Raw genomic sequence first — 26,587 nt, 5'->3', positions numbered from 1 at the left:
TGAGGAGACACTGATAAAATGTCTGATTTAGTAACTGTAATCCTTGCCGCCGGCAAGGGCACCCGTATGAAATCCAAGCTTCCGAAAGTGCTGCATAAGGCAGCCGGCAAGTCCATGGTGCAGCATGTCATCGATGCTGCCAAGGCTGCCGGTGCCAAGCGCAATATCGTGGTCACGGGCTTTGGCGGTGAAGAAGTCCGCAAGGCTCTGGGCAGCGAGATTGAATTTGCCGAGCAGAAGGAACAGCTGGGCACAGGCCATGCAGTCCTGCAGACCGCAGATCTCTTGAAAGACGAACAGGGCACGGTCATGGTACTCTGCGGCGATACGCCGCTTTTGACGGGCGACCTGCTCAAGAATCTCTACGAGTCCCATGTAAAGGCAGAGGCCAAGGCTACGGTGCTCACGGCCATCATGCCGGATGCCACGGGCTATGGCCGCATCATCCGTGCTGAAGACGGCAGCGTACTCAAGATCGTGGAGCATAAGGATGCGACGGAAGCAGAACGCGCCGTGAAGGAAGTCAACTCCGGTATCTACTGCTTTGATGCCCGCGCATTGTTTGACTCCCTGAAGCAGGTGACCAATGACAACGCCCAGGGCGAATACTATCTGCCGGACGTGCTGGAAATTCTCCAGAAGCAGGGCGAAAAGATCTGGGCCGTGGCTGCGGATGATTATGAGTCTACGCTGGGCATCAACTCCCGCCTGCAGCTCTCCGGCGCCGAGAAAATCCTGCGCCGCCGCAAGAATGAAGAACTGATGGCTGAAGGCGTAACGATCATGGACCCGGATACCACCTATGTGGATGCTGATGTCAAGGTCGGCCGCGATACGGTTATCTATCCGCAGACCTGGATTGAAGGCAATACCGTGATTGGTGAGGACTGTGAAGTGGGCCCCTGCGTCCGCCTGCAGGATGTCAAGATGGGAAACAACGTCATGGGACAGTTCGGTTACTACCATGACTGCGTGATCGATGACGGCGTGATCCTCGGCCAGTTCAACCATATCCGTCCGGACTCCCACCTGATGGCTGGCGTCAAGATGGGCAACTTCGTGGAAGTCAAGAACTCTGTAGTAGGCGAAGGCTCCAAGCTGCCGCATCTTTCCTACATTGGCGATACGGACATGGGTTCCGGCGTCAACATGGGCTGCGGCACGATTACCGTCAACTACGATGGCAAGACCAAATTCCGCACGAAGATTGGCAACGATGCCTTTGTTGGCTGCAACTCCAACCTCGTGGCACCTGTGGAAGTAGAGGATGGTGCTTATATCGGTGCCGGCTCCACGATTACCAAGAAAGTGCCCAGCAACAACCTGGCTATCGCCCGTGCACGCCAGACGAATATCGAAGGCTGGGCTGACAAGCGCAAATAAGTTGCAAATAATTGGCGAAACAAGCATAAATAGGGCTTTATGTTAAATACAAACAGTGCTATACTGTTGTAGATAGAAAGTGACATGTGTCACTTCCCCAAGATGTGTTAACTTTTAGGAAAAGAAAGATTTGGAGGACTTTTACAAAATGGCTTTAGACACTGGAAACTTATGCATCCTGACCGGTAACGCTAATCCGCAGCTGGCAAAAGAGATTGCTGATCACATCGGCGTGAATCTTTGCGATGCATATGTCGGTCATTTCAACAATGGTGAAACCCAGGTAATGATCAGCGAGAGCATTCGCGGCAAGGATATCTTCATCATTCAGCCGACTTCCTATCCGGTAAATGACAACCTGATGGAACTGCTGATCATGGCAGATGCCTGCAAGCGCGCTTCCGCTCATAGCGTAACGGCAGTTGTTCCCTACTATGCTTACGCTCGTCAGGACCGCAAGACTCGCGGCCGTGAACCGATTTCTGCAAAGCTGGTAGCCAACCTCATGACTACCGCTGGCGTAACCCGCGTTGTAACCGTAGACCTCCATGCTGGCCAGATCCAGGGCTTCTTCGATATCCCTGTGGATCATCTGGCAGCAGCTCCGACTATTGCCAACTATTTCCGCTCCCAGAAGCTGGATGATGTTGTCGTTGTATCCCCGGACCTGGGCGGCGTAACCCGTGCCCGCGTACTGGCTGACCATCTCCATGCTCCAATCGCCATCATCGAGAAGCGCCGTCCGAAACCGGGCTGCGCTGAGGTTATGAACCTCATCGGCGATGTAAAGGGCAAGACGGCTATCATCATCGATGATATCGTCGATACGGCTGGTTCCCTCTGCGAAGGTGCCAAGGCTCTGGAAAAACAGGGTGCTAAGCGTGTGTTCGCTTCCTGCTCCCATGCTATCCTGAGTGATCCGGCTGTGCAGCGCATCAACGATTCCTGCATTGAAAAGCTGGTCATCACCAACACGATTCCGCTGCCGCCGGAAAAACATTCCGACAAGTTCGTGACGTTGTCCCTGGCAGATGCAATCGGTGATGTCATCATGCGCATCCAGAGCCACCGCTCTGTAAGCCAGCTCTTCCGCTAAGATTTATCGGGATTGGGAAGAACGCAGCAGAAAGTTGCCCCCTTTACGGGGGCGCTTTTTTTACGTGATATTAAACAGGGGAGGGGATTTTCGTGGCCTCAGAATCAGAGTTCATGGATCTGTTTATCAAGCATTTTGACTTTTGGCCGCAATTGTCAACGGCGGAGAAGGAACGATTGATAGAAGGATCGAAAATTGTGCATTATCCTAAAGGAACACATGTTCATCAGGGAACTTTGGACTGCATTGGTGTGCATCTGTTGAAGAAAGGACAGCTTCGTGTCTATACCATGTCGGAAGATGGCCGGGAAGTCACGCTCTATCGGCTCTTTGCCAATGATGTGGGCGTCCTGTCTGCTCCTTGTGTGCTGGATTCCCTGACCTTTGATGTCTATGTGGATGCAGAGGAGGATACAGAAGCTTTGCTGATCAAGTCCCCGACTTTCCGCAAATTATCCGATAGCAATCTCTTGGTGCGATGCTATGGCTATGAGATGGCGACCAGCCGCCTGTCCGATATGCTTTGGAAGATGCAGCAGGTCCTGTTTTTCTCCGCCGACCGCAGGCTCGCCATCTTCTTATTGGAAGAAAGCGAGAAAAACGGCTCAGAGGAAATCCATCTGACGCACGAGCAGATTGCCCGCTTTATGGGCACGGCCCGGGAAGTGGTCAGCCGCCTCGTGAAGTATTTCAATCAGGAAGGTCTGATCAAAAACTCCCGCGGGTGCATCAAGATCATCGACCGGGAAGCGATGGAACAATTGGCTGGAAAATAAAAGAGCGCGCATATAAATTGCAGTTTGTTGATTAGTACGTGCTGAATAGTATCTTGTTCATACGTAGTCAGGGGTGAACGGGGGCGTACTTTTGCTGTTTCCGCTAAACGTCCCTCCCTGCAATTTTAGAGTTGTTTAGCTGGATGCGCCGGGCAGGCCAACGGCGCGTCTTTCAGCGTGCTTTCTAGATATTACCTGCGTCGGGCCGGTCTTCGCTTGCGCTCAGACTGTCGCTCCCACAGCAAAAGCACGCCCCCGTTCGCCCCAAGATACGGAATTTGCAATCGACACGAACCGTTGCTCCCGTAACAAGAACATCGATGTGATTGCAGCTTCTAGCCGAAACGTGGCAGACAGATACAATCGTAACTTTGGGCAGAGGTGGGGATGCTTTTGCGCAAACGAGCGACTGCCCGAACGTAGTGAGGGATGGCCCGCAAGCATTAGTTGCTAGATACTGAGCTGAACATACGCGCCGCCGGCCTGCCCGGCGCAGGTGACTAGAAAGCACTATTTATGCTGGCGGGTCATTTTAGCGAGCGGCGCAAAAGTATTCCCACCTCCGCCCCACTGCGTTGTAACAAGTTATTTTAAGCTCGCATAAACTGCAATTTACAAAATCCCGCTGGCATTTAGTGCCGGCGGGATTTTGAGATATCAGGGATTATTTTACTTTCCTTTTTAGCCGATAAGTTTTTCCACCTGTTCCTTGGGAATAAGCCCCAGGGATTCGTTGACTTTCTGGCCGTTCTTGAATACGAGCAGGGTGGGGATGCTCATGATGCCGAACTGGGCGGCAAGTTCCTGCTGTTCGTCCACATTGACTTTGCCGACTTTTATGGACGGGTTCTCTGCGGCGACTTCATCGATGACGGGGGAGAGCATCCGGCAGGGGCCGCACCATTCTGCCCAGAAGTCAATCAGTACCGTACCTTGCTGGTCGAGCACTTCGCCTTGGAAATTATCTTTCGTAATGACTGTCGTTGCCATAATCGTTTCCTCCTTGTATTTGCGTCATGTTTTCTTATTGCCTTGATTATAGCATCTGGCTGGCTGCTTGTATGTGATTGGCTCACAATGAATTTAAAACAATATAGCAAAAAAGCCAGCAACCGAAGTTACTGGCTTGACCTCTCAATGGTCGGGATGACAGGATTCGAACCTGCGGCCTCTTCGTCCCGAACGAAGCGCGCTACCAAACTGTGCCACATCCCGCAATCACAAGAAATATTATACGGATAATCACTACTCCTGTCAAGCATTTTTTTTTAAATATGCAAAAAAATTACAGCGCGTGAAAAAGTCGGTGCAGCGTGGATTTTCTCAGGCTGTTTTGCAGGATTTATACCGGGCAGGCGCGAAATAATAAACAAAGTGATGAATAAACTCGTGGGGAGGTTTTAGTATGGGGAAGATTCAAAAAATCCTCGTGCCCGTTGACGGTTCGGTTAATGGCTGCAAGGCGGTGGATGAGGCGATTTTTCTCGCAGAGAAATGCAAAGCCGATTTGGATTTTGTCTATGTGTCCAGCAATATCAACAAGGACATTCCCAGTCATATAGTCTTTGACCGCATCTGGGAGAAGATTCCGGAAGATTTGCGGGCTGCCAAGCATGTGGAGACTGGCAGCATCCACAAGGCCATCATTCGCGTGGCTGCACAGGAACACAGCGATATGATCATCATGGGCAGCCGCGGCCTCGGCCTTTTCAAAGGTGCCCTGATTGGCAGCGTGAGCCAGAAGGTCATTGAGGAATCACCTATTCCTGTAATGGTCATCAAATAAACATACCAGACAGGCAGTTTCTGGAGGGGAACTGTCTGTTGTTATGTATAAACAGGGCAGCAGGCCCAAGGGAGGATATGGATAATGAAGAAACTGATCAACGGTGTAGATTCAGTAGAGGAACAGATGATTCTCGGCCTGGTGAAATCAGCCCCCCAGAAACTGAAGAAATTGGCGGAGGGCAATATCGTCGTCCGGGCGCAGAAGAAAGAAGGTAAGGTTGCTTTAGTCAGTGGCGGTGGCAGCGGGCACGAACCGGCACATGGCGGCTTCGTCGGCGAGGGCATGCTCGATGCCGCAGTGGCTGGTGCGGTCTTTACCTCACCGACGCCGGATAAGATTCTGGCCGGGATTCAGGCCGTGGCTGCGGACAAGGGCGTACTCTGCATTGTCAAGAATTACACCGGTGATGTGATGAATTTTGAGATGGCCATCGACATGGCAAAAGATGAGGACATCGAAGCCGATTATGTGGTGGTCAATGATGATGTGGCCGTCAAGGACAGCCTCTATACGACGGGGCGCCGTGGTGTGGCCGGGACTGTGCTGGTACACAAGATCGCTGGGGCCAAGGCCGAAACCGGGGCAAGCCTGGCGGAAGTCAAAGCCGTAGCGGAAAAGGTCATCGCCAATGTCCGCACGATGGGGATGGCTATTTCTCCTTGTACGGTGCCTGCCGCTGGTAAACCGGGCTTTGAACTGGCCGAGGATGAAGTGGAAATCGGCATCGGCATCCATGGCGAGCCGGGCACGACGCGCGAGAAGCTCAGCACGGCTGATGAAACGGCCAAGAAACTGCTGGACAAGATCCTGGCCGATATTGACTACAAGGGGCAGGAAGTCGTGGTGCTGGTCAATGGCATGGGCGCTACGCCTTTGATGGAACTCTATATCATCAACAATTTCGTGCAGGATTATCTAAAGGAACAGGGCATCAAGGTCTATGACACGATGGTCGGCAACTATATGACCTCCATCGAGATGGCAGGGTTTTCCCTGACGCTCCTGCGGCTCGATGGGGAAATGAAGACCCTTTATGATGCCAAGGCAGATACGCCGGCTCTGAAACGCTAAGAGGAGAGAAAGATCATGTTAGACACAGCAAAAGCAGCAGAAATCATCCGGGCCATTGCCGTACGGATGGAAGCAGAAAAAGACTTTTTAACGCAGCTCGACAATGAAATCGGTGATGGCGACCACGGCATCAATCTGGAGCGGGGCTTTAAAGCCGTATTGGAAAAACTACCGGAAGTGGAAAATGGCGATATCGGCGGCCTGTTCAAGGGCGTGGGGATGCAGCTGGTTTCCCATGTGGGCGGCGCCTCGGGCCCGCTGTATGGTACGGCGTTCATGAAAGCAGGCAATATTCTCAAGGGGAAGACGGAGGCCAGCGCCGCCGACTTTGCCGCCGCGATGGAAGCAGCCATTGGCGGCATCAAGATGCGGGGCAAATCCGAACCTGGCGAAAAGACCATGCTCGATGCCCTTTGTCCGGCTTATAAGGCCTTGTCTGAAGCCATAGATGGCGGCGCGGAACTCAAGGAAGCTTTGGAAAAAGCCGTGGCCGCAGCCAAAGAGGGCGTGGAATACACCAAGACCATCATTGCCACCAAGGGCCGGGCCAGCTATTTAGGTGAGCGCAGCATTGGCCATCAGGACCCGGGGGCAACATCCTCTTTATATATGCTCGAAGAAATGGTAAAATGTCTATAGGCCTTTTTGAAAAGGATGTAGAAGTTTTCTCGGTGGGGGGAGAAATTTGGTCGGGATAGTAATCGTATCACACAGCGAAAAATTAGCAGCAGGAGTGGTGGAAATCGCCAGGATGATGGCACCAAACGCGCCACTGGCAGCAGCTGGCGGTCTGGAAGATGGGGAGCTGGGGACAAGCTATGCCAGGATTAGTGCGGCTGTGGAAGAAGTCTATTCAGAAGACGGCGTAGCCGTGCTGATGGATATGGGCAGTGCCGTGATGACCACGGAAATCGTGGTGGAGGATATGGAGGACAAGAAGGTCATGATGCTGGATTGTCCTCTGGTGGAAGGCGCCGTGCTGGCAGCCGTGGAATCCACCGGCGGCATTACCCTGGAAGAATTGGCGGTCAAGATCAAGGAAGCTTACAATGTCCGTAAGTTCCCGGAATAGGAGATATCATGGAAAAAGACGCATTGCATGTAATTGCTACCCGGCACAGTACCCGCAAGTTCAAACCGGAGATGGTGGCCGATGATTTGTTGGAGAAAGTTATCGAAGCAGGCCGCCGGGCACCTAGCGGTAAGAGCAAGAACACGAATCACTTTCTGGTGATCCGCGATGCCGCAGTATTGGATAGATTGGTGGAGCTCGTGCAGTCCGAGTTTGCCAAGATGGAGATTACACCGGATAATGAAGCCAATATTGGCGGCGCCATCAAGCTGTCCAAGAAGGGTAATTACGTCTTCAAGTACAATGCCCCGGTGCTGATTGTGGTAGCCAATAAGAAAGACTATGGCAATAATATGGCAGATGCCTGCGCGGCCATGGAAAACATGCTGCTGGCGGCCAATGCTTTGGACCTGGGCGCCTGCTGGATCAATCAGCTGCGCTGGCTGCAGGACAATCCAGTGCTGCTGGACTATCTGCATGAACTGGGCATGGCTGAGAATGAATGGGTGTTTGCTTCCCTGAGCCTGGGCTATCCGGATATGCCGGATGGGCTGCCCAACCGCAATATCGTGAATATCAAAGGCAATGAAGTGACTTATATCGGCTGAGGCCGTATGCAGGGCGGAGGGATAACCTCCGCTTTTCATTTGCGCCAATTCGTGTATAATATTGAGTGAGAATTTCAGCAAATTAACGGAGGTGACAGAAATGAAAATCAGGGAACGCACGGAGGAACAGGAATATAGGATTTTGTCGCCTCTGGCAGCCAAGAGCCGGGAGGCAAGACGCAAATACCCCATGGAGGAATGCGATTTTCGCACGAAATTCCAACGCGACAGGGACCGCATCCTCCATTCCAAATGCTTCCGCCGCTTGAAGCATAAGACGCAGGTCTATATCGTGGCCGGTGACCACTACCGCACCCGTATGACGCACAGCCTCGAAGTGGCGCAGATTTCCCGGACCATTGCCCGGGGGCTGCAGCTCAATGAGGATCTGGCAGAGGCCATTGCATTAGGACATGATGTGGGGCATACGCCCTTTGGCCATGCCGGTGAGTCGGTGATGGCCGAGCTAACGGGGCATTTCACCCATAACGAGCAGAGCCTGCGGGTGGTGGAGTATCTGGAGCGGAGCGGTCAGGGGCTCAATCTGACCTTTGAGGTCAAGGACGGCATTGTCAATCATACGGGCAGGCATTTGCCCAAGACGCTGGAAGGCCGTATCGTGCGCACGGCTGACCGCATTGCCTATCTCTGCCATGATTATGATGACAGCCTGCGGGCGGGGCTTTTGAAGCCCGGTGATCTGCCTGCAGAGGTCTATGCGAAATTGGGACCGGATACTTCGCGGATGATTACGAGCATGGTGGCGGATATGATCATGACCTCGCAGGGCACCGGCGAAATCTTGCAGTCGCCGGCCATCAAGCAGGTCATGGATGTATTCCGGAACTTCATGTTCGAGCATATCTATCATTCGGACCAGCTTTCGCGGGAACGTGAGCAGGCTTCCTTTGTCCTGAAGGAGCTCTATCATTACTTCCTGCAGCATACAGGAGAACTGCCGGTGGAGTTCATCCAGCGCGAAGCCCGCTGGGGACGGCAGCAGATCGTCACGGACTATGTGGCCGGGCTCACAGACAGCTATGCGGTGGCTCTTTTTGAAGAGATTTTCATGCCGCCGATGGGCCGGACGGTGGAAAAAAATAAAAAAGGATATTGACAAAGCGGGTAGAATACTATAATGTAAAAGAACTGTATGCAAAAAATGTTATAGTAAACGCAGAAAATTTTCGAAAAAAAGAAGGATATTGCTAAAAAATAGCGAATTGTATACGAGTATCTTGCAAATCAGCATGGTCAGACTAGAAGAGGGGTTTTTATGCACAGAGAGGAAATGGATGAGTTTGTCGAGCAAGTCAATGCTCAGTCAGACCTCCTGCAGGTTGTGCAAAGCTATGTTCCCTTGAAGCGCAAGGGTAACCGGTATTGGGGCTGCTGCCCCTTTCATGGCGAGAAAACCCCTTCTTTTTCCGTGGTTCCCGACAAGGGCTTTTTCTATTGCTTTGGCTGCCACGCCGGAGGGAATGTGTTCAAGTTCTTATCTTTGATTGAAAACATTTCCTATTTTGAAGCTATTAAGCTGCAGGCAGAAAAGCTCGGCATACCGATGCCGCAGCGGCAGAAGTCGCCGCAGGAGCTGGCCCGGGAGCGGGAGATTGCAGATTTGCGCAAGGTCAATGAGATGGCGCGGGACTTTTTTCATAACTGCCTGACCATGACAAGGTTGGGTGAGCCGGGGAAGGCTTATTTCGAAGGCCGTGCCATTTCAGCGGAAACCATTGAAGAATTCAAACTGGGGTTTGCCCCTAATGCCTGGGATAAGTTGTCCACCGCCTTTTTGAAGCGTGGAGTGAAGCAGGAATATTTGCTCTCAGGGGGGCTGGCCGCAGAACGCAAGAATGGTGAAGGCGTCTATGACCGGTTCCGCAACCGCGTCATGATTCCGATTGCCGATGAACGGGGCCGGGTGGTTGGCTTTGGCGGGCGCGTCCTCGATGACAGCACGCCAAAGTATCTGAATACCCCGGAAACGGTCATCTTCAATAAGCGGCGCATCCTCTTCGGGCTGGACAGAGCGCACCGGGCGATAAAGAATGCCGGCTTTGCCATCGTGGTGGAAGGCTATATGGATGCCATCTCCGTCTTCAGCGCCGGCGTGAAAAATGTGGTGGCTTCCCTGGGGACGGCCTTTACGCCGGAACATGGCAAGCTGCTGCTGCGCTATGCGCCTGCCATCTATTTCTGCTATGACAGTGATGAGGCGGGACAGAAGGCTACTATCCGAGCTTTATCCATCGTGCAGGGCACAGGTGCGGATGTGAAGGTCATCGTGGTGCCGGATGGCAAGGACCCCGATGAGTACATCCGCAAGCACGGTGCACCGGCTTTTCAGGAGTTGGTGAAAAAAGCTTTGCCGCTGGTGGAATACCGCCTGCAATATGTGCTGAAGCATTTTGCTTATGATACGTTGGAGGGCAAGGTCAAGGCCCTCCATGCCATGCTGCCGGTGCTGTCGGGAATTCGGGAACCAGCACTGCTTGGCGAGTATGTCAAGCGTCTGGCGCAGGCCCTGCTCTTGGATGAGGGCATCGTGCGGGATGAACTGCGCAGGTTCAGCCGTCAGCCTCTGCCACTGCCGGAGGCGGAAGCACCACGGGCGCCCATCCGGCAGGTCAGCCGGCGCACGGATACGGCCCTGCAGCGGGCGGGGCGCATAGCCATCCGTCTGGCCTGGCAGGACAGCGGTATCCTGCAGCATCTGGCTGCGATGGTGCCCTTGGAGTCAATCGGCGACAAGGCCCAGCGGGAAATTTTTCTTTACTTGCAGGATTTAGCCGCCCAAGGGCAGAAAACTAATGATATTGAGGTCGCTGACAAGTTAAGCGAGGAAGCTGTGGCCGAACTCTCAAGGGCCATGGTGGAGGACTTGGGCGTCCTCAGTGAAACCGATGCCTATACCAAGGCAGTAGGTGTGTTGCGCAAGGCATATTTGAACCTGTGCTACATCAGACATTCCCAACGGGCCATGGAATTATCCCAGGCCGGGGATACGGGTTATATTGAGGAACTCAATAAGGCCCAGCAAATTAAAACCGAAATGGAAGAATTGCAACTTGAGTGAAATCGTATGGAATATTAAGGTCGTGGAAAGGGGTATGCTGAATGGCTGAAGCGAAAAAGAAGGGTGTCGCGCAGGCTGAGGCTGGCAGTAAGAACCACAGTTCGCAGATTGTGGAAAATCTTTTGTCCAAAGGAAACAAAAACGGTGGTACATTGACTTATGGAGAACTCGTAGAAGCTCTCCAGCAGGAAGACCTCACCCCTGACGAAATCGACCGCATGTATGATACCTTCAGCCAGCAGGGTATCGAGATTGTGGATGACTCCTCTACTACGGATGTAGGGGATGATGATATTGATATTGACGACAAGGACGCGGAAGAAGTCGAGATTGACCTCTCCGTGCCCGAGGGCATCAGCATTGATGATCCCGTGCGCATGTATCTGAAGGAAATCGGCCGCGTGCCTCTGCTCACGGCTGATGAAGAGGTGGCTTTGGCCAAGCGCATGCAGGAAGGCGATGAAATCGCCCAGAAGCGTCTGGCAGAAGCCAACCTGCGACTGGTTGTCAGCATTGCCAAGCGCTATGTGGGCCGCGGCATGCTGTTCCTGGATCTGATCCAGGAAGGCAACTTAGGTCTGATTAAGGCCGTTGAGAAATTCGACTATACCAAGGGGTATAAATTCAGTACCTATGCTACCTGGTGGATTCGTCAGGCCATTACCCGCGCCATTGCCGATCAGGCTCGTACTATCCGCATTCCGGTGCATATGGTCGAGACCATCAACAAGCTGATTCGCGTATCACGTCAACTTCTGCAGCAGCTTGGACGCGAACCGTCGCCGGAAGAAATCGCCAAGGAAATGGATATCAGTGTGGAGCGCGTCCGGGAGATCATGAAGATTGCCCAGGAGCCGGTATCGCTGGAAACGCCAATCGGCGAAGAGGAAGATTCCCATCTGGGCGACTTTATCGAAGACCAGGATGCACCGGCACCGGCCGATGCAGCTTCCTTCATGCTCCTCAAGGAGCAGCTCGAAGAAGTGCTTGATACGCTGACGCCGCGTGAGGAAAAGGTCCTGCGCCTGCGTTTCGGCCTCGATGATGGCCGGGCACGCACGCTCGAGGAAGTAGGCCAGAGCTTCGGCGTTACTCGTGAGCGTATCCGCCAGATTGAGGCAAAGGCCCTGCGCAAGCTGCGCCATCCGAGCCGCAGCCGCAAGTTGAAGGATTTCCTGGATTAAGGAATGAATAGATGACGGCCGGCAGGTCAGGAAACTTTGAAAAATTTTTCTTAGGAAAATCAGAAAAAGTTCTTGACTTGTTGGCCGTTTTTGCGTAAAATGTTCTTTGTGATGTTACGGGCATGGCATCCATTAGCCCCGGAAGCCAGTCACGAGAGTATCACATATCGAATATTATTTGAACTTATTAGGGGGGAAACACGCATGAAGACAACGTTTATGGCAAATGCATCCAACGTTGAGCGTAAATGGTATGTTGTAGACGCTGAAGGGCAGACTGTCGGCCGTCTCGCAGCTGAAGTTGCTAAAGTTCTTCGCGGTAAAAATAAACCGACCTTTACTCCGCACGTTGATACGGGTGATTATGTCATCGTCATCAATGCAGAGAAGGTTAAATTTACGGGTAAGAAGCTTACGGATAAGACGTACTTCCGTCATTCCGGTTATCAGGGTGGCACGACGTTCACGTCCGCTGGCCTGATGCTCGAAAAGTTCCCGGAACGCGTTATTGAGCACGCTGTAAAAGGCATGCTGCCGCATAACCGTCTCGGTGCTCAGATGTACCGCAAGCTCAGCGTTTACGCTGGCAGCGAGCATCCGCATGCAGCTCAGAAGCCGGAAAAGCTCGAGCTGAACATTCGCTAATCTGGAGGAGGAACATATAAATGGCACAAGTAAGCTATTACGGCACTGGCCGCAGAAAGTCTTCCGTTGCCCGTGTTCGTCTGGTTCCAGGCGAAGGCAAGGTTACGATCAACGGTCGTAGCATGGAAGAATATTTTGGTCTGAAGACTCTCGAACTCATCGTTCGTCAGCCTCTGAACCTCACGGAAACTGTTGACAAGTATGACGTTATCGCTAACGTAGCAGGTGGCGGCGTATCTGGTCAGGCAGGCGCAATCCGTCACGGTATCACCCGTGCACTCATGGAAATGGACGCTGAACTCCGTCCGGCTCTGAAAAAAGCTGGTTTTGTTACGCGTGACCCGCGTGAAAAAGAGCGCCGTAAGTACGGTCTCAAGAAAGCCCGCAAGGCTTCCCAGTTCTCCAAGCGTTAATTTCATTACCGTTGGAATTATGCCCGTCAGCATTTTGCTGGCGGGTTTTTTGGTACAATTTTTTCATTTCACTTGCCAGATGTTTTGATTGCGTTTATAATAGCATTGTCTACTGTCATGACAGTAAGCAATGCTATTACTTTTTTTATGGGGAGTTACGTATGGAAGATATCATTGAGGAAATTATGCGGCTGAAGCGGGAGCGCAAGGCGATTATCCTGGCGCATGTCTATCAGCCGGAGGAGATTCAGGAGATTGCGGACTTCAGCGGGGATTCTTTCGGTTTGTCCCAGAAGGCAGCAGCTACGGATGCTGAGGTGATCGTGTTCTGCGGTGTGCGCTTTATGGCCGAGACGGCCAATATCCTGTCGCCGGACAAGATTACCCTGCTGCCCGCTGTGGATGCCGGCTGTCAGATGTTTACCGATGCCATTACGGGAGAGGTGCGCAAGGCCAGGGAAGAGCATCCGGAAGCGCTGATCGTCTCCTATGTCAATACGCCGGCTGCGGTCAAGGCCATGAGCGATATCTGCTGTACTTCTTCCAATGCTGCCGCCGTGGTGGCCTCTCTGCCTCGGGATAAGGAGGTTATCTTTGTTCCCGATGCCAATCTTGCCTCCTGGGCGGAAACGCAATGCGGCCGCAAGCTGTTGAAATGGCAGGGCGGTTGTCCGATTCATGGGAACCTTACCGTGGCAGAAATCCAGGCGGCCAAGGAAAAGTACCCGCAGGCGCTAGTGCTGATGCATCCGGAATGCCGGGCTGAACTTTGTGCATTGGCCGATTATGTGGGCAGTACGAGCGGTATCATCAAATTTGCCGAGGAGAGCGAAGCGGAGGAGTTTATCATTGCCACTGAGGAGGGTGTCATGTATGAACTGACCGAGCGTTGCCCGCAGAAGAAATTCCATCTGGCTTCCCGCCGCTTGCTGTGCGTGAATATGAAGAAAACGACCTTGGAAAAGGTACGGGATGCTTTGCTGACGATGGAGCCGCAAGTGGTGGTGCCGGAGGATATCCGCCTGAAATCTGTAGCGGCCTTGGAACGGATGCTGGCAATAAAGGGGGAAACAGCATGCAGCGCTATTTGATGAATTTCGATACCCGACGGATGGAAACGCGGCAGACGGAATGCCTGGTGATTGGCAGCGGCGTGGCCGGACTCACAGCGGCCTGTCAGCTGGCCCGTCATGGTCATCATGTGTTATTGGTGGTGCGGGATACTCTGCAGGACAGCAATACCAGTAAAGCACAGGGCGGTATCGCGGCAGCCCTGGGAATGGATGACAATCCGGAGCTGCATTTGGCTGATACGCTGGTCGCAGGTGCGGGGCTCAGCAATGAGTCCGTTTCGCGTATGGTGGTGACGGAAGGGCCGCAGGATATCCGCTGGCTGGCCGAAAATGGGGCGGAATTTGACCACAATGCAGATGGCACGCTTTCATTGGGACGCGAAGGCTGCCATAGCCGCAACCGCATTGTCCATAGCCATGGGGATGCCACAGGTGCAGAGGTAGCGCGGGCACTCAATGCGATGGCAGCCCGTGAGAAAAATATCCGCACATTGGAAGGCTGCTATGTGGTGGATCTGCTGGTGCATCAAGGACGCTGCTATGGGGTGACGGCTCTCTGGCATGGGCGCAAGATCTGCCTGCGGGCCAAACACACGGTACTGGCAACAGGTGGTTTGGGGCGCTTGTTCCAGCATACGACTAATCCGGAGGGGGCTACGGGCAGCGGCATGGCCATGGCGGCTCGTGCCGGGGCGGAACTTACGGATATGGAATTCGTGCAGTTCCATCCCACGGCGCTGGCGCTCAAAGGCTGCCCGAATTTCCTGATTTCCGAGGCCGTGCGTGGTGCCGGGGCGTATCTTTTGAACAGTGAAGGCAAACGCTTTATGCCGGAACGCCATCCGCTGGCGGAGCTTGCGCCGCGTGATGTGGTGGCCCGCTGCATTTTCCAGGAAATGACCAGGGCCGAAACCAGCCATATCTGGCTCGATGCCCGCCATATCGAAAAGGTGACGGAGAAATTCCCGATGATTGCGGCGACTTGCCGGGATTATGGTGTGGATATCGAGAAAGACCTGATTCCCATTGCTCCGGCGGCCCACTATATGATGGGCGGTGTGCATACGGATATCTGGGGACGCACGAATATCGAGGCGCTCTATGCCTGCGGGGAAACAGCCTGCACTGGTCTGCAGGGGGCAAACCGTCTGGCCAGCAACAGCCTCCTCGAAGGGCTGGTCTTTGGCCGCCGGGTAGCGACGATTATCGGCAAGACGAGACTGCCACAGGCTGAGGCAGGGCTTTTCTGGCGGGAAGAGTCTTTGGCTGCGGAAAAACATGCTGGTGTGTTGGCTGACCGGGAAGCCGGTCAGCAGATCCTGAGTCGTTATCTGGGGATTACCCGTGAGGCGCAGGAAATGAGCGTGGGGGAAGAAAAGTTAAGTCAGTTGTCTGCAAGCTATGAGGGGACCAGTGCAGATACGCCTGCCGAACTGGATCTACGCTCGGCATTGCTCTGCGGTGCGTTGATTTTCCATGGGGCCCAGCGCCGGCGGGAAAGCCGTGGCGCTCATTACCGTTCCGATTATCCGGATAAGGATGAATTCCTGCGCCAGCATTTTGGGGATCGGCGCAAGGTTTATGATGAAGCAGAACGCTTCGGAGAAGAAAATATTGCCGCGGCAGTTACGTTGGGCATGGTATAAAAGGGGAAGGATGTTAATGATGAATATATTAGGATTGGACGAGAAAATCAAAGGCTGGCTGCAGGAGGATGTGGGCAGCGGCGATATCACTACTTTAGCAACGGTTCCGGAAGGGGCTTCAGCCCATGCGATCATCCATGCCAAGGATACGGGGGTTCTGGCTGGTGTGGATGTGGCGCAGCGGGTTTTCGCCCTGCTGGAGCCGGATATCCAATTCAACAAAGTGCTGGAAGATGGCGCGGAACTTACGCCGACTTCGGTGATTGCGACGCTGGATGGTCCGGCACGGGCTATCCTGACGGGGGAACGGCTGGCTCTGAACTTGTTGCAGCATCTGTCCGGTGTGGCAACCCGCACGCATAAGCTGGCTGCGATTGCCGCACCTTACGGGGCAAAGCTTGTGGATACGCGTAAGACCACGCCGGGCCTGCGTTTGCTGGATAAGTATGCGGTAAAAGTCGGCGGCGGCGCCAACCATCGTCTGGGGCTTTATGATGCCATCCTGATCAAGGACAATCATATCCAGGTGGCTGGGGGCATCACGGCAGCATTGGGGCGGGCCAGAGCCTATGCTTCCCATATGACGAAGATTGAGATTGAAGTAGAGGATCTGGCTGGTGTTGAGGAAGCACTGGCTGGTAAGGCCGATGTGATCATGCTCGACAATATGGCACCGGAGCTGATGGCCGAGGCGGCCAGATTGATCGACCATCGGGCCGTGGTGGAAGCCTCAGGTGGCATTGATGAAACGACTTTGGCGGCAGCTGCCAAAAGCGGCGTGGATGTGATTTCTGTCGGCGCTTTGACACATAGCGTCAAGGCCTTGGATATCAGCATGGATATCGGGGAAATAAAATAAGGCATAAAAAACAGCCTCCCGCTGGTATGACGGGAGGCTGTTTTTTATGCCTTATTTCTTCAGCGCTTCTTTGAGAATGCTGGTCAGGGCTTTTTGGGAAATGCGCATCATGTCACCGAGCAGCGCGTTGTAAAGGTCGCCGCCATCGCAGACACCACGGCCATTTTCCGTAATGAAGAACTTCTTGGGATGTTCTTCTGCCTGATAAGCCTCGTTGAGTTTATCCTGCACGAGTTTCTCGATTTCCTGATCTGTCATCGAATACACCTCTTTCCATAATTATCACACGTTATATTATACGACATATCAGGAAAAATATCCTTCTTTTTGGCAGAACAAAATAAAAAATATTTATACTTATGATCTTTCAGCTTAATTTCATTGAAATTTTAGGAAAAATTAATAGTAATCTAAAGCAACTATAAGAATGATGCGTTATATTATAACCATAGCAGATGAAGTTAACCAAGAGGTATTTTGAATGGAGGTAAATATTATGCGTAAGAAAATGTTAGCAGGTATCGTGGCCGGTGCTTTGATGGTGGGCATGGGTTTTGGTGTTCTCGAAGGGCAGGCTCAGGCCGCAGATAAGAATGTACAGAATGGACAGCCCTGTCCGCCTCCGATGATGAAAGGCCATCGCGGTGGTCAGGCGCCGATGATGCACATGAGTTCGGATGACATGGCCAAGGAGATCAACAAGACCTTTGGTGTCAGCGAGAAGGAAGTAAAAGCTGCGCTGGATGAACATAAGGATTTCCGTGATATCGGCCAGGCGGCGATGCTCTCCAAGATCAGTGGTAAGTCATTCAAGGACGTGTTGGCCATGAAGACGGATGACAAACACTGGCCGGAAATCGGTAAAGAACTGGGCGTTACCAATGAGCAGATTCGTGCTCAGATGAATGAGATGACCGCTGTACGCATGGCTGAGAAGGGCGATGTGGATAAGGACACGGCATTGAAGCTCATGAACGAGGGTTATCGTCCGCATGATATCGGCATGGCAGCTAAACTGGCCAAGCTCAGCGGTAAGGATATCCAGACGGTATTGGGGATGAAGAAGATCAACAACCGTTGGGGCGATGTGGCTCAGCAGTTAGGTGTTGATCGCGATAAGCTCCGTCCGCAGCGTGGCGAGGGCGGCTTCCGTGGCCATGGCCCGCAGGGGGGGCCGCCGCCAGCAGAGGATATGGGCGGAGAGATGGCACCACCGGAAATGGATGGCGCTGACAAAGCCAAATAAAGATAAAAAGAGCAGTTTTGACTGTAGTGGTCAAGCTGCTCTTTTTCTTAACAAATATACACAAATTTCCCTAACGATTTGGACTTATGTCTTGACAATAAGGACAAAAGCCTGTAACATAATAGTCATTGATGATGATTTATACAAAAAAATGTTATGGGAATACAAGAGGGAGTCGCTATGAGAGCAAAAATTTGTGGTATTAAGGATTTGTTTGCTGCCAAGGTGGCGGAGGAGGCAGGCGCAGATTTCATCGGCTTTGTTTTTTATAAGTCCAGCCCGCGTTATATCGATCCGCAGAAAGCGGCGGTCATCTGCCAGCAGATTCGCGAGTCCCGTTGTGTCGGTGTCTTTGTGGATGAAGATCTGGAAACGGTCAATGAGATTGCCGAACAGGTAGGCCTGGATTATGTACAGCTTCATGGTCATGAGTCTGCTTCCTATGCGGAACAGGTCAACTGTCCGGTGATCAAGGCCTATCCGTATGATGAGAAATTTTCCGTAGAAGAAGCCAATGCCTATCCGTCGGAAATGGTATTGCTGGATACACCGCACCCCTCGCTTCCCGGCGGCACCGGCAGGCAGTTCGACTGGCGCAAGGCGGCCCGGGATATCGCCCAGATTCACAAGTCCGTGCTGGTCGCAGGCGGCATCAATCGGGAAAATGTCAAGCAGGTCAATAAACTGCTCCATCCCTATGCTGTGGATGTGTCCAGCGGGGTGGAGGAGAACGGCGAAAAATCCTTGGACAAGATTCAGGCATTTTTGCGCCGGATCAAATAAGAGGATTTTTCGGCTGGATGACGAAATCTAATATAGAAAAGCTGGACAGAAAGGAAGATTCGTCATGATAGTCACGGATAATGAAACGGTAAGCGCAGCAGAGGATCTGATTCGCCGTCATAAGGGGGAGCGGCCGGAAAAGCCACGCAGCTACCACGAGATAAGCGCCCGTTATGGTCAGGCCATCCAGCAGTATCGCATCCTGATGCAGGCTGAGGTGGATAACCGGGAGCAGCGGGTGATGCTCTACTCAGAAATCAAGACGCTGGGTTGGTGTATGGGCCGGGATGAGGCCAAGATTGTCAAGGAAATCAATGTAGGGATGCCTTCCTGATTCCATCATAACGTAAAAAGGAGCCGCAATGCGGCTCCTTTTTACGTTATTCAAGGTGTGGGAATGAACCTTGCCAGGAAGTTGTGACCTCCTGCTAACAGTTTTCTGTTTAGTTTGGCTAATGGGGCGAAGATGGGCGTGTACTGCAGACGCAGCTTGAAACGCATCAGAGTGTGATTGGTACAGCCAAAGATGGGCACCCGATCCAGGATGTAGTGGTTTTCTCCTTTGTCGGCCAGTCCATAGTTGACGGTGAAGGCACCCTTGTAACCGGCTTTTTTCACAAGCTGCTGCAACTCTTCATCATAAGAGCCGCAGGGATAGGCCAGGAAGTTGATTTCCTTCTGCAGGTGCCATTCCAAGGCTTTTTTCGATCCGTCAAGCTGGTTCCAGGTATCTTCCGGGCTGGTGCTGTCCAGCTGCTCATGGGACAGCGTATGGCTTTCAAAATCGATCAGGCCGCTGTCCTGCATTTCGCTGATCTGCGTCCAGGTCAGATAGTTCGGATAGGTGCTGACATAATCCGAAATCAGGAAGATGGTAGCTTTGAGATTGTATTTCTGCAAAATGGGGAAGGCGTTGCGGTAATTATCTGCATAACCATCGTCAAAGGTGATGATGACGGGTTTTTCCGGCAATTTTTCGTTGTTTTCCCAGGCATTGATCATCTCTTCCGGTGTGATGACGTGATAACCCTCTTCTGCCAGGTACTTCATCTGTGCCTCAAACTGATCGGTATGCACAGTGAGGGCATTTTCATCCCGGTCATTGATCTGATGATAGTTCAGCACAGGCACCGATTGATCTGCGCTGTGCAGGAGATAGAAGCAGGCTGCCAAAACCGCTAAGACAACGGTCGCCAGTAGAAGCAGCAACCGCTTTATCCATATTGTCATAGAAAGACACTTCCTTTGATTTTTTCGCATATTGACTACTATATAACAATGGCCTGTTTCTGTCAATTATAAAAGCCCCCATGCGGGGGCTTTTAAGGCAAAAATATTAGTTGAGTACACGGCAGGCACCGGCATAGTGAGCTACGCGGTAATCACGGTTCAGGTTATCGTAAGCGATGCCGTGGGTGGATGAGGCATGAATCATCTGACCATTGCCTACATAAATACCGACGTGGGAGATATTCACGTAATCGCCGGCAAAGAAAACCAGATCGCCTGGCTGAAGTTCAGCCTTGGCAACTGGCCGTCCGGCGGTTGCCTGAATATCTGCCGTGCGGGGCAGATGGATACCCTTTTGAGCGTAGACGTACTGGACAAAGCCGGAGCAGTCAAAGCCTCGCGGGCTGCTGCCTCCCCAGACATAAGGAACGCCTAAGAACTGCTGTGCAAGGTCGATGATACCATGACCGTCAGCAAAGTAGGATTTGCGCTGATGTTCAGGCATAGCGCGGTGGAAAAGAGCCTGATAGGAATTAGAGCCGACCTGTCCATCTACTTCCAGATTGTTGTCCTTCTGGAAATCGGCGACAGCTGCTTTGGTAGCTGGGCCATAATCACCGTCCACGACTACATCATAGCCACGGCTGGCCAAAGCTTGTTGGATCTCAATGACTTCACGGCCGGTATCGCCCAGCTGGAAACTGGCGGCCTGGGTAATCGATGTGGAACTCAGAAAAAATGCTGCTGCTGCAAGCAGGCAGCCTGGTTTTGTCAGACGCAAGTAAAAAACCCCCTTAATCTTGTACACAAAACTAGGTAAATTATAGCATATTAGCACTTGGCAGGTCAATCAGGTGCTAATAATTTTTGTATGTATTTTTAGGACTGCAGTCCCAAACTTTTAGGAACTTTGGATTTTTTTTACACAAAACGTGTGAAATACTGCTTCATTTTTACCAAAAAGGGGTTGAATTCATAATATGTCATGTGTTATAGTGTTAACAGTTCATTAAAGGACTGTTAAAGCAAGTTTAAAAAGTCATAAAAGTTGGGACGGATGCCCTAAACTGAGTGTCATGTCCCGGGTAAATTCATTTGGTTGATTGAATTGATGAGTAAGGATGGTCAAAACGTGAAGAAGTGGATGCTGGATGCCAAGCTGACCTATAAACAATGGGTGATGCTGGCAGTGGGAGTCAGTTGTCTGTTAGGAGTCCTGGTCTATTTATCGCTGTCCAGTGTGGAAACGGCAGCGAAAGATACGAATCAGGTGGAACTGGTCAAGGTGGTAGTGGCCAAGCAGGATATTCCTGAGCGTACTATTATTAAGGACAATATGCTCAAAGTGGTGGAAATGCCAGTGGACGTAGTCCCGGCTGAAGCGGTGCATGATGTCAGTGAGATCACCGGCAATCCCACCAGCGTAGCTATCCAGCAGGGCGATATCATGACCACGAAAAAGATTTTCGCGGACGTGCGTATGGCCGGCTTTACAGGAACCATTCCCGCAAATTGCCGGGCAGTGTCGGTTGCAATCACGGATATCACTGGTGTATCCGGCTTTGCCAAGCCGGGCGATTTCGTGGATGTAATGGTGGTTTCCGGAACCAAGGAGGCTGGTTTCAAGGGTGAAATACTGTTACAGAATGTACAGCTGTTGGCTATCAATAAGACCGGCAGTCAGGGTGCTGAAGAGAACAAAGACAACAAGTCTTCTGATAATAAGAATGGTGAGGAAGGTGCTATCAAGGGGAGCAGCGATGCTATGGCAACCGCAACCCTGGCCCTGCCATTGGATGAGGCTTTGAAGGTGGCAACGGCCTCCCAGAAGGGCACCATCTATCTGGTGCTTCGGCCTGTAGCCCCGACGGATATCTTTACCATCAATACGGACTATATGATTCCTGCTGAGCGCGGTGTGAATCCGGCTCCCCAGAATAGTGCCCCGGCAGCATCGGCTCCGGCTCCAACGCCAGCGCCTGCAGCTGCTGCGGCCCCTGCCCCTGCTGTGCAGCCGGCATCGGCCAGCGCACATGAAAACGGCGGTATGAAGATAATCCGTGGTACAAGATCGACAGGGGGAAACTAATTTGTTCACAGGGAAGAAAGTAGCGGCTATTGCACTGGGACTCACAACTGCCGCTATCGTGGCACCGGCACCGGCTTATGCCTATATGCAGCCGATCTGGCTGGGAGTCAATCAGTCCTATTATCTGAGCCCGGGCAGCGCAATCACCCGCGTGGCAGTTGGCAATCCCAAGATTGCAGATGTGCAGGAATTGGGGCCTTATGCCATCAATATCGTAGCCGTTGGTCAGGGGACCACGACAATCAATGTCTGGACGTCAAACGGCATGCGTCAGGACTTTACGGTCAGCGTCAGCAAAGAGGACAAGGGACTGGCAGCAGCCATCGAACGTGCCATCAATCTGCCGGGCGTTACCGTGCAGATGGTGGAGAACCGGGTCCTCCTGCGCGGTCAGGTCAAGAATCAGTACGAAAAGGATCTGGCATTCAAGATTGCCTGCCTGTATGTGGGTGAAGATCCTACTGCTGCCAAGAAGGGCAATATCAAGCTAGGGGACAGCACTGGTTCAGACGCAAAAGTAAAAACGGAAGTAACGACAGAGGAGCAGATTGAAAGCAGTGCGCGGGTTATTAACCTTTTGGATATGGAGAATCCTGACCAAATAAATATGGAAGCTCTTGTTATCGAGATCAATTCCGATGCAGCCAAGCAGTTGGGCGTGACCTATGCATCACCTGTTACATCCACATCGTCGGATACCCAAGGTGTGACTTTGGGCGATACAGGGGTGTTCTATGGCGGCGAAACTTTCGGTGCACAGCGCAACAAGGGCAGCCATTGGTATACCAAGAACTGGCTCTTTACCCATTTCTCGCAGATCAATGCCCAGCTGCACCTGATGATTGAACAGGGGAAAGCACGTATCGTGTCCCGGCCGAACATTACAACCATGAGTGGCAAGTCTGCCGGAATCCTCGTAGGCGGACAGATTCCTTATCCGTCCGTTTCCAGTTCCAGCAACAATATCACCGTGGAATACAAACCCTATGGTATTTCGCTCAACATACTCAATCCTACCGTAGACCGTCAGGGAAATATCCAGGCCAAACTCAATGCAGAAGTCAGCCGTCTGGATTGGACGAACAGCGTTACGGCCAATGGCTATAAGATGCCGGGCCTGTCCACTCGTTCAGCCCAGACAGAAGTGACGATTCCTAACGGCATGACTATGGCTATTGGCGGACTGCTGAATTCTGAAGACAGCAAGTCGATTACGAAGTTGCCTTTGCTGGGGGATATTCCCATTTTGGGCGAACTCTTCAAATATCATAATGACAGCCGGCAGAAGTCCGAAATCATGATTCTGATTACGCCGCGTGTTGTCAATGAACGCACTCATGTGAAGATGTCCGAGAAAATGGAAGAAACTTTCCAGGACAGCCGCCGGGAATACAAGACCATGAAGAACGTCAATCCCAATGGCTGGGTTCATGACAAGATGACGAAAAAAGAGGCCAAGGCTGATCGGAAAGCCCGGGAGGAACAGGCAGACCAGGAACTGCGTGGTGAAGAACAAAGCCCGCTGGATGTAATCGTGCCTGTAGGTAACAACTAAGAATTAAGAAGGAGACATTATGCCAGGATTTACACAGGAAATACACGGCGTTGTCATAACCTTTTTCAGTACCGCGTCAGCGGTAGGCAAGACCATTATCAGTACCAATATGGCTGCGGAACTGGCCCGGCAGGGAAAGAAAGTCTGTCTCGTGGACTTTGACCTGCAGTTTGGGGATGTCAGTAACTATCTGCAGATATTGCCCCAGTGTACGTCTTTTGACCTCCAGCAGGCAATGGCCTTGCAGGGCAGTAATGTGCGGGCCGAGGAGTACTTGACGCCTTATGAATACCATAATGTGGTATTCTATGTGCTGGCGGCTCCCACGAAGCTGGAAGAATCCTACAATATTGATGCGGATAAGGCCGCAGGGATGATCCGGCAGCTGCAGAATGTCTTTGATTATGTGCTGGTGGATACGACATCCATGTTCAGCAAATTGAATCTGGAACTTCTGGATTTGTCCACGATTGTCAGCTTCCTGGGGATTGTGGATTTCATTCCGACAATCAAGAATATGAAAATCGGCACGGATACGTTGAAGAAGCTGAACTACGACAAGAACAAGATCCGCTTGATCCTGAACCGCAGCAATGCGAAAACCCGTATCAGTATCGCCGATGTGGAAAATCTGCTGGGAGAACCGTTCTATCACATTCTGCCCAACGATTTCCAGGCGGCCAGCCGTTCCATACAGGATGGTGTGCCGTTGGTGCTCCGCTCCGGCGGCAGCGAGTTGGGCGATGCCCTGCGGGATCTGGTAGCTCGTTATACCAATCGCGCTTATGATGATGTGACCATGGATGAGGACGAAGGAGTGTCAGAATCCTGGTTGTCCCGGATTTTTGGCTGAGGAGGTAAGTTATGGAATACCGCGTATTACTGGCGGAGTCGGATCGCTTGATGCTGGAACGGCTTGGTCAGGTGGTAAATGATACCCCAAACTTTACTTTGGCCGCCAAATTCCAAAATGTCAGCGACGCCTTGGGGCAGGGGACTGTATTCAACCCCAACCTGATTCTGCTCGATATCGAGCAGCCCGGCGGCATGGGCCTGATTGATGAGTTCAAGAAGGTCTATCCGACAGCAGCCATCCTCTGCATGGGGGAGAAATGGCAGGCTGAAAACGCCAGCCATAGTGTCAAAGCCGGAGCCAAGGGCTATATCATCAAGCCGTTCACGGGCGTGGAACTGCAGGAGACGGTGGATACCTTCTCGCGTCTGGGCAGTGAAGCCGGATCTGAGACCTTGGTGTTCTTCAGTCCAAAAGGCAAGAGCGGCAAGACAACACTGATTGCGAACCTTGCCATGGCACTGGCCCGTAAGACGAGAGAACCGGTGGGCATCATCGATGCGGATTTGCAGTTCGGTGATATGGCAGTGTTCTTCAACCTCGCGCCGCAGACCACGATCGTGGAGGCCGTGCGGGATACGAAGTTCCTGTCGCCGGCATCGCTGAGTTCCTATTATATGCCGGTGGCACCCAATGTCAGCGTGCTCTGCGGTACGAAGACACCGAACATGATTGACAAGGTTTCCATCCATCGGCTGGAAAATCTCATTGCCATGAGCCGCAGCTTGTTCCGTTACATCCTGATTGATGTGCCGGCGGGATTCAATCCTACATCCATTGCGGCGGCAGAAGCCTCCACGACTACATTTGTGATGAGTATGATCAATGGAGGTTATGAGATTGACCATATGAAGCGGGCGTTGGATATCTTCCGTGATTGGGAGGATATGGAGACGCGGGTTAAGACCATCTTCACCCGTGTCGAACCCTGTGATTCCCGTTCCAAACTTGAATTATCGCAGAAACTTGGGTATCCCGTTACTGAGATCATACCCAATGAATATACCATTGTTTCTGATGCCGCTGACAAAGGCAAGATGGCCACGGATATCCGTCCGGACAGCCCGTTGTCGCGGCAGGTTGACCGCCTGGCTGACAACATCATCGGCCGGCAGCATCGCATAAGGTGGGCTGCCTCATGAGAATTGTGTTAGCTTTGGCCGTCACGTTATTAAGCCTTAGCCTGTTCCTGATGCTGATTCGCATCAGGATGCGTCAGCGTACAGATTTGGTGAACCGCATGGAGTATTTCTCCGGTGCCGCCATGCGCCTGCGTCAGCAGGAACTGCGCGGTCAGCGGGCCAAGACTGCCGCCAGGGATGGCATCCGTAACTTCGTTCAGCGGGCAGGTGCCTGGCTGGAACACATCCAGCACCGGGGGAATCCCCTGGATTTCAAGATGCAGCAGGCTGACTGGCCGTTGCTGGGTTCGGAGTTTGAGGTTATTCTTGGACTTATAGGCGGACTGTGTGCGGCCATCACTTTGGCCGCTACGCTTGAGCTGTTATGGGCTATTGCAGCCTTCGCCGGCGGTGTGATGCTCGGGGTGATGTTCCTGAATATCTACATCAAGCGGCGGCAGAAAGCCTTCACCAATCAGTTGGGCGATATGCTCACCATGGTGGCCAACGCCCTGCGGGCCGGTTTCAGTTTCATGCAGGCCTTCGAACTCATCGCCCGGGAGATGGATGCTCCCATTGGCCGGGAAGTGCAGAAGGTTGTAAGTGAAGTCAATATCGGCGTGGACTTGGAAACGGCCTTGGACAATATGCAGAAGCGGGTTAACAGCCCTGATTTTGAGTTAGTTGTCACGGCCGTGCTGATACAACGGCAGGTCGGTGGTAATCTGGCACAGATATTGGACACAATCAGTGACACGATCAGCGAACGCATCCGGATGCGGCGGGAAGTTATGGCATTGACGGCGCAGGGCCGGGCGTCTGGTATTGTTTTGGCATCTCTGCCGATTGCGTTGGCATTTTTATTGTCCGTAATCAATCCTACATATTTACAGCCCCTGTTTACAGAGCCGATAGGCCGCATGTGTATTGCAGCAGCTGTAATTTTGGAAATTGTTGGTTATTTGGTGATTCAGAGAATTGTCAATATCAAGATTTAACTTTGTATGTCAATCCTT

The 26,587-nt window shown here is 52.3% G+C and carries 28 protein-coding genes and 1 tRNA gene; 24 read left to right on the top strand and 5 right to left on the bottom strand.

All coding sequences use genetic code 11. The features are described from left to right. Positions 1 to 18: 18 nt before the first annotated feature. From glmU to BLQ59_RS00765, 3 genes are all read left to right on the top strand, one after another. Entirely contained in the window at positions 19 to 1,383 is a 1,365-nt protein-coding gene (gene glmU / locus BLQ59_RS00775) for a bifunctional UDP-N-acetylglucosamine diphosphorylase/glucosamine-1-phosphate N-acetyltransferase GlmU (RefSeq protein WP_074570774.1), read from the top strand. Positions 1,384 to 1,531: 148 nt separating this feature from the next. Then, entirely contained in the window at positions 1,532 to 2,479 is a 948-nt protein-coding gene (locus tag BLQ59_RS00770; RefSeq protein ID WP_074570771.1) for a ribose-phosphate diphosphokinase, read from the top strand. A 92-nt stretch (positions 2,480 to 2,571) separates the two neighbouring features. After that, positions 2,572 to 3,255 carry a Crp/Fnr family transcriptional regulator gene (locus BLQ59_RS00765; protein WP_256324560.1) on the top strand — a complete coding sequence of 228 codons (684 nt, stop codon included), beginning with the start codon at positions 2,572 to 2,574 and terminating at the stop codon, positions 3,253 to 3,255. 681 nt (positions 3,256 to 3,936) lie between these two features. On the opposite strand, the gene trxA is transcribed toward BLQ59_RS00765, so the two are convergent. Together trxA and BLQ59_RS00755 are read right to left on the bottom strand one after the other, a co-directional pair. Further along, positions 3,937 to 4,245 carry a thioredoxin gene (gene trxA, locus BLQ59_RS00760; RefSeq protein ID WP_074570765.1) on the bottom strand — a complete coding sequence of 103 codons (309 nt, stop codon included), beginning with the start codon at positions 4,243 to 4,245 and terminating at the stop codon, positions 3,937 to 3,939. Between the two features lie 148 nt (positions 4,246 to 4,393). Further along, a tRNA-Pro gene (locus BLQ59_RS00755) sits at positions 4,394 to 4,470 on the bottom strand. Positions 4,471 to 4,660: 190 nt separating this feature from the next. Here BLQ59_RS00755 and BLQ59_RS00750 point away from each other — a divergent pair. The 13 genes from BLQ59_RS00750 to nadC all read left to right on the top strand — a co-directional run bounded on the left by BLQ59_RS00750 (position 4,661) and on the right by nadC (position 16,694). Beyond that, positions 4,661 to 5,041, top strand: coding sequence for a universal stress protein (locus BLQ59_RS00750; protein ID WP_014425027.1), 381 nt, complete (start codon positions 4,661 to 4,663; stop codon positions 5,039 to 5,041). An 84-nt stretch (positions 5,042 to 5,125) separates the two neighbouring features. Then, positions 5,126 to 6,115: a dihydroxyacetone kinase subunit DhaK gene (gene dhaK / locus BLQ59_RS00745; protein ID WP_074570762.1), complete on the top strand. Its 990-nt coding sequence runs from the start codon at positions 5,126 to 5,128 to the stop codon at positions 6,113 to 6,115. Between the two features lie 15 nt (positions 6,116 to 6,130). Then, entirely contained in the window at positions 6,131 to 6,754 is a 624-nt protein-coding gene (dhaL, locus tag BLQ59_RS00740; protein WP_074570759.1) for a dihydroxyacetone kinase subunit DhaL, read from the top strand. Between the two features lie 46 nt (positions 6,755 to 6,800). Next, entirely contained in the window at positions 6,801 to 7,187 is a 387-nt protein-coding gene (dhaM, locus tag BLQ59_RS00735; RefSeq protein ID WP_074570757.1) for a dihydroxyacetone kinase phosphoryl donor subunit DhaM, read from the top strand. 8 nt (positions 7,188 to 7,195) lie between these two features. Next, a complete protein-coding gene (locus BLQ59_RS00730) occupies positions 7,196 to 7,795 on the top strand; it encodes a nitroreductase (protein ID WP_074570755.1) in 600 nt (199 codons plus the stop codon). Positions 7,796 to 7,895: 100 nt separating this feature from the next. Next, complete coding sequence (locus tag BLQ59_RS00725) at positions 7,896 to 8,912, top strand: deoxyguanosinetriphosphate triphosphohydrolase (protein WP_074570753.1); 1,017 nt, start codon at positions 7,896 to 7,898, stop codon at positions 8,910 to 8,912. A 159-nt stretch (positions 8,913 to 9,071) separates the two neighbouring features. Continuing rightward, the gene (gene dnaG, locus BLQ59_RS00720) at positions 9,072 to 10,874 is read left to right on the top strand and encodes a DNA primase (protein ID WP_074570750.1); all 1,803 of its coding nucleotides are present in this window, start codon (positions 9,072 to 9,074) and stop codon (positions 10,872 to 10,874) included. Between the two features lie 41 nt (positions 10,875 to 10,915). Continuing rightward, positions 10,916 to 12,058 carry an RNA polymerase sigma factor RpoD gene (rpoD, locus tag BLQ59_RS00715; protein WP_073089319.1) on the top strand — a complete coding sequence of 381 codons (1,143 nt, stop codon included), beginning with the start codon at positions 10,916 to 10,918 and terminating at the stop codon, positions 12,056 to 12,058. Positions 12,059 to 12,262: 204 nt separating this feature from the next. Further along, entirely contained in the window at positions 12,263 to 12,703 is a 441-nt protein-coding gene (rplM, locus tag BLQ59_RS00710) for a 50S ribosomal protein L13 (RefSeq protein WP_014425018.1), read from the top strand. 20 nt (positions 12,704 to 12,723) lie between these two features. Next, the gene (rpsI, locus tag BLQ59_RS00705) at positions 12,724 to 13,116 is read left to right on the top strand and encodes a 30S ribosomal protein S9 (protein WP_073088428.1); all 393 of its coding nucleotides are present in this window, start codon (positions 12,724 to 12,726) and stop codon (positions 13,114 to 13,116) included. 161 nt (positions 13,117 to 13,277) lie between these two features. Further along, a complete protein-coding gene (nadA, locus tag BLQ59_RS00700) occupies positions 13,278 to 14,207 on the top strand; it encodes a quinolinate synthase NadA (RefSeq protein WP_074570748.1) in 930 nt (309 codons plus the stop codon). Next, a complete protein-coding gene (locus BLQ59_RS00695) occupies positions 14,192 to 15,835 on the top strand; it encodes an L-aspartate oxidase (protein WP_074570746.1) in 1,644 nt (547 codons plus the stop codon). Before nadA ends, BLQ59_RS00695 begins: the two co-directional genes overlap by 16 nt. Positions 15,836 to 15,851: 16 nt before the next feature. After that, positions 15,852 to 16,694, top strand: a complete 843-nt coding sequence (gene nadC / locus BLQ59_RS00690) for a carboxylating nicotinate-nucleotide diphosphorylase (RefSeq protein WP_176756680.1) — start codon at positions 15,852 to 15,854, stop codon at positions 16,692 to 16,694. Positions 16,695 to 16,745: 51 nt separating this feature from the next. On the opposite strand, the gene BLQ59_RS00685 is transcribed toward nadC, so the two are convergent. Next, on the bottom strand, positions 16,746 to 16,952 hold the full coding sequence (locus tag BLQ59_RS00685; protein ID WP_074570741.1) for a hypothetical protein: 207 nt from the start codon (positions 16,950 to 16,952) through the stop codon (positions 16,746 to 16,748). Positions 16,953 to 17,190: 238 nt separating this feature from the next. On the opposite strand from BLQ59_RS00685, the gene BLQ59_RS00680 reads away from it, so the two are divergent. From BLQ59_RS00680 to BLQ59_RS00670, 3 genes are all read left to right on the top strand, one after another. Beyond that, the gene (locus tag BLQ59_RS00680) at positions 17,191 to 17,940 is read left to right on the top strand and encodes a Tat pathway signal sequence domain protein (protein WP_143005231.1); all 750 of its coding nucleotides are present in this window, start codon (positions 17,191 to 17,193) and stop codon (positions 17,938 to 17,940) included. Between the two features lie 180 nt (positions 17,941 to 18,120). Beyond that, a complete protein-coding gene (locus BLQ59_RS00675; RefSeq protein ID WP_074570735.1) occupies positions 18,121 to 18,723 on the top strand; it encodes a phosphoribosylanthranilate isomerase in 603 nt (200 codons plus the stop codon). A 64-nt stretch (positions 18,724 to 18,787) separates the two neighbouring features. Further along, on the top strand, positions 18,788 to 19,057 hold the full coding sequence (locus tag BLQ59_RS00670; RefSeq protein WP_081342384.1) for a hypothetical protein: 270 nt from the start codon (positions 18,788 to 18,790) through the stop codon (positions 19,055 to 19,057). Positions 19,058 to 19,107: 50 nt separating this feature from the next. Here the strand turns inward: BLQ59_RS00670 and BLQ59_RS00665 are convergent, their stop codons facing one another. Both BLQ59_RS00665 and BLQ59_RS00660 read right to left on the bottom strand, forming a co-directional pair. Continuing rightward, a complete protein-coding gene (locus BLQ59_RS00665; RefSeq protein WP_074570734.1) occupies positions 19,108 to 19,953 on the bottom strand; it encodes a polysaccharide deacetylase family protein in 846 nt (281 codons plus the stop codon). 106 nt (positions 19,954 to 20,059) lie between these two features. Next, entirely contained in the window at positions 20,060 to 20,728 is a 669-nt protein-coding gene (locus BLQ59_RS00660) for a C40 family peptidase (protein WP_074570862.1), read from the bottom strand. A 357-nt stretch (positions 20,729 to 21,085) separates the two neighbouring features. Here BLQ59_RS00660 and cpaB point away from each other — a divergent pair, with 357 nt between their 5' ends. The 5 genes from cpaB to BLQ59_RS00635 are packed head-to-tail and all read left to right on the top strand — an operon-like array spanning position 21,086 to position 26,569. Further along, positions 21,086 to 22,042, top strand: a complete 957-nt coding sequence (cpaB, locus tag BLQ59_RS00655; protein WP_081342382.1) for a Flp pilus assembly protein CpaB — start codon at positions 21,086 to 21,088, stop codon at positions 22,040 to 22,042. Between the two features lies 1 nt (position 22,043). Next, entirely contained in the window at positions 22,044 to 23,597 is a 1,554-nt protein-coding gene (locus BLQ59_RS00650; RefSeq protein WP_074570731.1) for a type II and III secretion system protein family protein, read from the top strand. Between the two features lie 19 nt (positions 23,598 to 23,616). Then, positions 23,617 to 24,450 (top strand): CpaE/TadZ family protein, encoded by an 834-nt coding sequence (locus BLQ59_RS00645; protein WP_074570729.1) that lies wholly within the window; start codon positions 23,617 to 23,619, stop codon positions 24,448 to 24,450. An 11-nt stretch (positions 24,451 to 24,461) separates the two neighbouring features. Continuing rightward, positions 24,462 to 25,592: a CpaE/TadZ family protein gene (locus BLQ59_RS00640; RefSeq protein ID WP_074570727.1), complete on the top strand. Its 1,131-nt coding sequence runs from the start codon at positions 24,462 to 24,464 to the stop codon at positions 25,590 to 25,592. Then, on the top strand, positions 25,589 to 26,569 hold the full coding sequence (locus BLQ59_RS00635) for a type II secretion system F family protein (protein WP_074570725.1): 981 nt from the start codon (positions 25,589 to 25,591) through the stop codon (positions 26,567 to 26,569). The genes BLQ59_RS00640 and BLQ59_RS00635 overlap by 4 nt, the downstream gene beginning before the upstream one ends. Positions 26,570 to 26,587 lie beyond the last annotated feature (18 nt).

The organism is Pseudoselenomonas ruminantium (assembly GCF_900104055.1).
In the GTDB taxonomy this organism is placed as follows: Bacteria; Bacillota; Negativicutes; order Selenomonadales; family Selenomonadaceae; genus Selenomonas_A; species Selenomonas_A ruminantium_C.
This window is presented reverse-complemented; position numbering and strand designations above follow the sequence as displayed.

What these genes read in the sequence shown, in the direction of transcription:
- BLQ59_RS00730 (WP_074570755.1), top strand. Translation starts at nt 7,196, where the DNA reads ATGGAAAAAGACGCATTGCATGTAATTGCTACCCGGCACAGTACCCGC.
- BLQ59_RS00645 (WP_074570729.1), top strand. Translation starts at nt 23,617, where the DNA reads ATGCCAGGATTTACACAGGAAATACACGGCGTTGTCATAACCTTTTTC.
- BLQ59_RS00695 (WP_074570746.1), top strand. Translation starts at nt 14,192, where the DNA reads ATGCAGCGCTATTTGATGAATTTCGATACCCGACGGATGGAAACGCGG.
- trxA (WP_074570765.1), bottom strand. Translation starts at nt 4,245, where the DNA reads ATGGCAACGACAGTCATTACGAAAGATAATTTCCAAGGCGAAGTGCTC.
- glmU (WP_074570774.1), top strand. Translation starts at nt 19, where the DNA reads ATGTCTGATTTAGTAACTGTAATCCTTGCCGCCGGCAAGGGCACCCGT.
- dnaG (WP_074570750.1), top strand. Translation starts at nt 9,072, where the DNA reads ATGCACAGAGAGGAAATGGATGAGTTTGTCGAGCAAGTCAATGCTCAG.
- nadA (WP_074570748.1), top strand. Translation starts at nt 13,278, where the DNA reads ATGGAAGATATCATTGAGGAAATTATGCGGCTGAAGCGGGAGCGCAAG.
- BLQ59_RS00665 (WP_074570734.1), bottom strand. Translation starts at nt 19,953, where the DNA reads ATGACAATATGGATAAAGCGGTTGCTGCTTCTACTGGCGACCGTTGTC.
- BLQ59_RS00675 (WP_074570735.1), top strand. Translation starts at nt 18,121, where the DNA reads ATGAGAGCAAAAATTTGTGGTATTAAGGATTTGTTTGCTGCCAAGGTG.
- BLQ59_RS00640 (WP_074570727.1), top strand. Translation starts at nt 24,462, where the DNA reads ATGGAATACCGCGTATTACTGGCGGAGTCGGATCGCTTGATGCTGGAA.
- rpoD (WP_073089319.1), top strand. Translation starts at nt 10,916, where the DNA reads ATGGCTGAAGCGAAAAAGAAGGGTGTCGCGCAGGCTGAGGCTGGCAGT.
- BLQ59_RS00670 (WP_081342384.1), top strand. Translation starts at nt 18,788, where the DNA reads ATGATAGTCACGGATAATGAAACGGTAAGCGCAGCAGAGGATCTGATT.
- BLQ59_RS00725 (WP_074570753.1), top strand. Translation starts at nt 7,896, where the DNA reads ATGAAAATCAGGGAACGCACGGAGGAACAGGAATATAGGATTTTGTCG.
- BLQ59_RS00770 (WP_074570771.1), top strand. Translation starts at nt 1,532, where the DNA reads ATGGCTTTAGACACTGGAAACTTATGCATCCTGACCGGTAACGCTAAT.
- dhaK (WP_074570762.1), top strand. Translation starts at nt 5,126, where the DNA reads ATGAAGAAACTGATCAACGGTGTAGATTCAGTAGAGGAACAGATGATT.
- rplM (WP_014425018.1), top strand. Translation starts at nt 12,263, where the DNA reads ATGAAGACAACGTTTATGGCAAATGCATCCAACGTTGAGCGTAAATGG.
- BLQ59_RS00635 (WP_074570725.1), top strand. Translation starts at nt 25,589, where the DNA reads ATGAGAATTGTGTTAGCTTTGGCCGTCACGTTATTAAGCCTTAGCCTG.
- dhaL (WP_074570759.1), top strand. Translation starts at nt 6,131, where the DNA reads ATGTTAGACACAGCAAAAGCAGCAGAAATCATCCGGGCCATTGCCGTA.
- rpsI (WP_073088428.1), top strand. Translation starts at nt 12,724, where the DNA reads ATGGCACAAGTAAGCTATTACGGCACTGGCCGCAGAAAGTCTTCCGTT.
- BLQ59_RS00680 (WP_143005231.1), top strand. Translation starts at nt 17,191, where the DNA reads ATGCGTAAGAAAATGTTAGCAGGTATCGTGGCCGGTGCTTTGATGGTG.
- BLQ59_RS00750 (WP_014425027.1), top strand. Translation starts at nt 4,661, where the DNA reads ATGGGGAAGATTCAAAAAATCCTCGTGCCCGTTGACGGTTCGGTTAAT.
- BLQ59_RS00685 (WP_074570741.1), bottom strand. Translation starts at nt 16,952, where the DNA reads ATGACAGATCAGGAAATCGAGAAACTCGTGCAGGATAAACTCAACGAG.
- nadC (WP_176756680.1), top strand. Translation starts at nt 15,852, where the DNA reads ATGATGAATATATTAGGATTGGACGAGAAAATCAAAGGCTGGCTGCAG.